This is a genomic window from Citreimonas sp. (assembly GCF_042096055.1).
In the GTDB taxonomy this organism is placed as follows: domain Bacteria; phylum Pseudomonadota; class Alphaproteobacteria; order Rhodobacterales; family Rhodobacteraceae; genus Citreimonas.
Window position 1 is genome coordinate 1 of the sequence record NZ_JBELMH010000105.1, and the last position, 4888, is coordinate 4888.

General features: G+C 69.5%; 7 protein-coding genes. 4 read left to right on the plus strand and 3 right to left on the minus strand.

From position 1 onward, the window contains the following. The first annotated feature begins 133 nt into the window (after positions 1-133). Together ACFDTC_RS16245 and ACFDTC_RS16250 are read left to right on the plus strand one after the other, a co-directional pair. Positions 134-568 carry a F0F1 ATP synthase subunit epsilon gene (locus ACFDTC_RS16245; RefSeq protein ID WP_375259929.1) on the plus strand — a complete coding sequence of 145 codons (435 nt, stop codon included), beginning with the start codon at positions 134-136 and terminating at the stop codon, positions 566-568. Positions 569-659: 91 nt separating this feature from the next. Then, positions 660-1007, plus strand: a complete 348-nt coding sequence (locus tag ACFDTC_RS16250; RefSeq protein WP_375259930.1) for an H-type lectin domain-containing protein — start codon at positions 660-662, stop codon at positions 1005-1007. A 6-nt stretch (positions 1008-1013) separates the two neighbouring features. On the opposite strand, the gene ACFDTC_RS16255 is transcribed toward ACFDTC_RS16250, so the two are convergent. After that, positions 1014-2039 (minus strand): ribose-phosphate pyrophosphokinase, encoded by a 1026-nt coding sequence (locus ACFDTC_RS16255; protein WP_375259931.1) that lies wholly within the window; start codon positions 2037-2039, stop codon positions 1014-1016. A 97-nt stretch (positions 2040-2136) separates the two neighbouring features. On the opposite strand from ACFDTC_RS16255, the gene ACFDTC_RS16260 reads away from it, so the two are divergent. Next, positions 2137-2736, plus strand: a complete 600-nt coding sequence (locus ACFDTC_RS16260; protein ID WP_375259932.1) for a 2-hydroxychromene-2-carboxylate isomerase — start codon at positions 2137-2139, stop codon at positions 2734-2736. Next, on the plus strand, positions 2733-3518 hold the full coding sequence (locus tag ACFDTC_RS16265) for an alpha/beta fold hydrolase (protein ID WP_375259933.1): 786 nt from the start codon (positions 2733-2735) through the stop codon (positions 3516-3518). Before ACFDTC_RS16260 ends, ACFDTC_RS16265 begins: the two co-directional genes overlap by 4 nt. A gap of 3 nt (positions 3519-3521) precedes the next feature. Here the strand turns inward: ACFDTC_RS16265 and plsY are convergent, their stop codons facing one another. Together plsY and ACFDTC_RS16275 are read right to left on the minus strand one after the other, a co-directional pair. Continuing rightward, complete coding sequence (plsY, locus tag ACFDTC_RS16270; protein ID WP_375259934.1) at positions 3522-4109, minus strand: glycerol-3-phosphate 1-O-acyltransferase PlsY; 588 nt, start codon at positions 4107-4109, stop codon at positions 3522-3524. Between the two features lie 25 nt (positions 4110-4134). Next, a partial coding sequence (locus ACFDTC_RS16275) for a dihydroorotase family protein (RefSeq protein ID WP_375259935.1) occupies positions 4135-4888 on the minus strand: 754 nt, incomplete at its 5' end.

Sequence of the window (4888 nt, forward strand, 5' to 3'; positions counted from 1 at the left end):
CTTCTACATGGTCGGCGGCATCGAGGACGTGAAGGCCAAGGCCGAGAAAATGGCTTCGGAAGCCGCGTAATCGCAGGATCGGCCCGTCCTCGCGGGGGCGGGCCTCACCGACAGCCAGACGAAGGAGCCAGACATGGCTGAGACAATGCAGTTCGACCTCGTCAGCCCGGAACGGCTGCTGCTGTCGACGCAGGTCACCGCGGTGCGCATTCCCGGCGCGGATGGCGACCTGACGGCGATGCCGAACCACGCGCCCACGATCACCACCCTGCGGCCCGGCATCCTGACCGTGGAGACCGAAAGCGGCCGCCAGGAATTCGTCGTTACCGGCGGATTCGCCGAGATCGGCGAGACGCTGTCGGTGCTGGCCGAGCGCGCGCTCGCGCGCGAGGACGTCGACCAGGCGACCTACGAGTCGCTGGTGGCCGAGGCGCGCAGCGCCTACGAGAAGACCAAAGAAACCTTCAAGAACGAGCCCGGCCCCGTCGACGACGCGGCCAAGTTGCTCAACGACATGGTCGCGGTCGGCACGCATATCGGGCTGGACCCGAAGCAGCCGGCGATCTGACGCGCGACCGATTGCGACGATCCGGGCCCTGCCTTCTGGCGGGGCCTTTTCTTTTGCGGCAGGGTTCCCGCCAGCACCAAGGGGGCAGCCGATGCAGCGGTTTCCGCGCGGCCAGATGGCCATCGACCAGGGCGAGGCCGAGATTTTCTCGGAGTTCGAGGACGGCGGACCGATGTGGACCGGCAGCGGCCCGCGCGAGCGCAGCCGCGCCGTGACCTTCGCGCAGCCGTTCCTGGACGCGCCCGTCGTTCAGGTCACTGTCTCGCTGTGGGACACGGATCAGAGCACGAACCTGCGCGCCGAGATCGCGGCCGAGGATGTCACCCCCGTGGGCTGCACGCTGGTCTTCCGCACATGGGGCGACACGCGCATCGCCCGCATCCGGATGCGCTGGACCGCGACCGGCGCGGTCGCGTCCGAGGATGACTGGCCCGTCTAGGCCGGCTCAAGCGGTCTGCTGGCCGAGGATGCCTTCGTAGATCGGGCCGAGCGTTTCGGTCTCGAACAGCGACGACACGCTGGTGCCGTTCCAGATGTTCAGGATCGCCTGCGCGAACAGCGGTGCGGTGGGCAGCACGCGGATGTTCGGCGCGGCCTTGATCGCTTCGGTCGGCTGGATCGAATCCGTCAGGACCAGCGACTTCATCACCGACTTGGTCACCCGCTCGACCGCGGGGCCGGACATGACGCCGTGGCTGATATAGGCGTGCACCTCGGTGGCGCCGTGCTCCATCAGCACCTCGGCCGCCTTGCACAGCGTGCCCGCGGTGTCGCAGATGTCGTCGACGATCAGGCATTTCTTTCCGCTGACGTCGCCGATCACCGTCATCTCGGCGACTTCGCCGGCGCGCTCGCGGCGCTTGTCGACGATCGACAGCGGCGCGCCGATGCGCTTGGCCAGCTCGCGCGCCCGCGCCACGCCGCCGACGTCGGGGCTGACGACCATGATCTCCTCGGCGGGGTTCTCGAACTGCTGCAGCACGTCGAGCCCGAAGATCGGCGAGGCATAGAGGTTGTCCACCGGGATGTCGAAGAAACCCTGGATCTGCGCCGCGTGCAGGTCCAGCGTCAGCACACGCTCGATCCCCGCGCTGGTGATCATGTTCGACACCAGCTTGGCGGTGATCGGCGTACGCGCCTTGGTGCGGCGGTCCTGGCGGGCGTAACCGAAATAGGGGATCACGGCGGTGATCCGCGCGGCCGAGGACCGGCGCAGCGCGTCGGCCATGATCAGCAGTTCCATCAGGTTGTCGTTGGCGGGGTTCGACGTGGATTGCAGGATGAACATGTCCTCGCCGCGGACGTTCTCGTAGACCTCAACGAAGATCTCCTGGTCGTTGAATCGCTCGATCCGGGCGTCGACGAGCCCCACGCTCATCCCCCGATAAAGCGACATGCGCCGCGCGATGGCCTTGGCCAGGGGCAGGTTGGCGTTACCGGAAATCAGCTTGGGTTCGACGACGGCGGGCATGGGCGGCAGCTCCGATGGCATGACGGATTCGTGACGTTGCGGACCGCTTAGCATGGGCCTACTCTGCCCGCCAGCAACAGCGGACGGGGGATTTCGGATGGCTCATATCGACTATTTTTTCGCGACGTTGTCGCCCTTCTCCTACCTCGCCGGCACCCGGCTCGAGGACATCGCCGCCAAGCACGGCGCGTCCATGACCTACAAGCCGCTGGACGTGATCGCGCTGTTCGGGCGGACCGGGGGCACGCCGCCGAAGGACCGCCATCCAAGCCGGCAGGAATACCGCGCGCAGGACCTCGCGCGGCAGGCGAAGAAGCACGGGCTTCCGATCAACATCAGGCCTGCGCACTGGCCGACCAATCCCGCGCCGTCCTCCTACGCGATCATTGCTGCGCAGAAGGCCGGCGGTGGCGACCTTGGGCAGCTGGTGCACGGCTTCCTGCGCGCCTGCTGGGCCGAGGAGAAGGACATCGCCGAGGATTCCGTGATCCGCGAGTGCCTGCAGGCCGCGGGGTTCGACCCCAAGCTGGCCGACAGCGGGCTGCTTGACGGGGCCGAGACCTATGCCCGCAACTTGGAAGAGGCGGCCGACCGCGGCGTCTTCGGCGCCCCATTCTACATCACCGACGACGACCAGCGGTTCTGGGGCAACGACCGGCTGGACGACCTCGACCTGCACCTCGCGGGCAAGATTTGACGGGCGCGACCGACACCGCCCCGCACATCCACGTCAGTCAGTTTGGCGAAGGCGAGACGCCGGCGCTGATGCTGCATTGCGGGCAGGGCCGCGGCGGCATGTGGCGCGGCGTGGCGCAGCATCTGGGCGACCGCTACGCAATCACGGCGCCGGACTTTCCCGGCCACGGCCGCAGCGACCCGTTCCCCGACGGGCGCGACGTGCACGACGTGGCGACCGAGGCGGTGGCGCCTCTGGTGTGCGACGGCGCGTACCTCGTCGGCCACAGCTTCGGCGCGACGGTCGCGTTGCGGCTGGCGCTGCGCTGGCCCGACCGCGTCGCGAGGCTGGTGCTGATCGAACCGGTGCTCTTCGCCGCCGCCCGAGGCGCCCCCGAAGAGGCCGTTCAGGCCGAACGGGATTCCGCCTTCATCGCCGCCTGCAAGGCTGGCGACATGCCGACTGCCGCGCGCGCCTTCAATCGCCAGTGGGGTGCCGGGCAGCGGTGGGACGACTTGCGGGAGGACACGCGGCAGGCGATGGCGCGGTCGATCCCGTTCATCCTGGCGTCGGAACCGGCCCTGCGCGACGACCGCGCCGGCCTTCTCGCGCCCGGCGGGCTCGAGTCCCTGCCCATGCCGGTCACGCTGATCCGCGGCGACCAGACCCAGCCCGTCGTCGTCGCGATCCACCGCGCGTTGGCCGCGCGCATCCCGAATGCGACCGACAGGGTGGTCAAGGGCGCGGGCCACATGGCGCCGATCACGCACCCGCGGGCCGTCGCCCAAGCGATCGTATGCTGAACGCTAGAGCTTCTGGCGCAGCGTCGGTTCGGTCCCGGCGCGCAGCCGCTCGATGTTCTGGCGGTGGCGCCAGAAGATCACGCCGGCCATGATCAGGCCCACCGGCACCAGCGTCGGATAGCCGAGCACCCACATCCAGATCGGCGTCGCCGCGGCCGCCCCCAGCGCCCCCAGCGACGAGATGCGCATCACGCCGACGACCGCGAGCCACGTCACGCAAGCGGCCAGCCCCACGGGCCAGGCCAGTGCCAGCACCGTGCCCAGGAAGGTCGCGACGCCCTTGCCGCCGTGGAAGCGCAGCCAGACCGGGAAGCAATGCCCCACGAACGCCGCAAGGCCCGCCCAGTGCGCCACCTGCGGGCCCACCATGACGTGCACGATGCCGACGGCGATGGCGCCCTTGCCGGCGTCGAGGATCAGCGTCGCGGCGGCCGCCGGCTTGTTCCCCGTGCGCAGCACGTTGGTGGCGCCGATATTGCCCGAGCCGATCTTGCGCAGATCGCCCAGCCCCAGCGCGCGGGTGATGACGATGCCGAACGGGATCGAGCCCAGCAGGTAGCCCAGCGCGATCCAGAGTGCCGACGTGATCATTCCGGGACCTCCCTTCGGTTTCGACTCAGCCGTCGTGCACGCGCCGTCCGCCGACCCAGGTGCCCAGCACCCGGCCCTGCAGGCGCGCGCCGTCGAACGGCGTGTTCTTCGATTTCGAGCGCAGCTTGAAGCGGTCCAGCACCAGCGGCTTGTCCGGGTCGAACAGCACCAGATCGGCGGGCGCGCCCTCGGCCAGCCGCCCGCACGCAAGCCCCAGCAGGCGGGCCGGGTTCAGCGACAGCGCGCGGAACAGCGCCGGCAGGGTCAGGTCCTCGGCGTGATACAGGCGCAGCAGCACCGGCAGCATCGTCTCCAACCCCACCGCGCCGCTGGCGGCTTCTTCGAAGGGCAGGCGCTTCGATTCCTCGTCCTGCGGCGTGTGGAAGCTGCCGATCACGTCGATCAGCCCGTCGCGCAAAGCCGCGATGACCGCCTGACGGTCATCCTCGGACCGCAGCGGCGGCTTGACCTTGAAGAAGGTGCGGTAGTCGGCGACGTCCATCTCGTTCAGCGTGAGGTGGTGCATCGACGTGCCGGCGGTCACGCGAAGCCCGTTGCGCTTGGCGCGCTCCAGTGCGGGCAGGGCGCGGGCGGTGGTGACCTGATCGGCGTGGTAGCGCACTCCCGTCATCTCGACCAGCGCGATGTCCCGGTCCAGCCCCATCCGCTCGGCCATCGGCGAGACCGCCGGCAGGCCGCGGAGGCTGGCGAACTTGCCCGACGTGGCCGCCGCGCCGCGCGACAGGCCGGGGTCCTGCGGGTGGCCCATGACCAGCGCG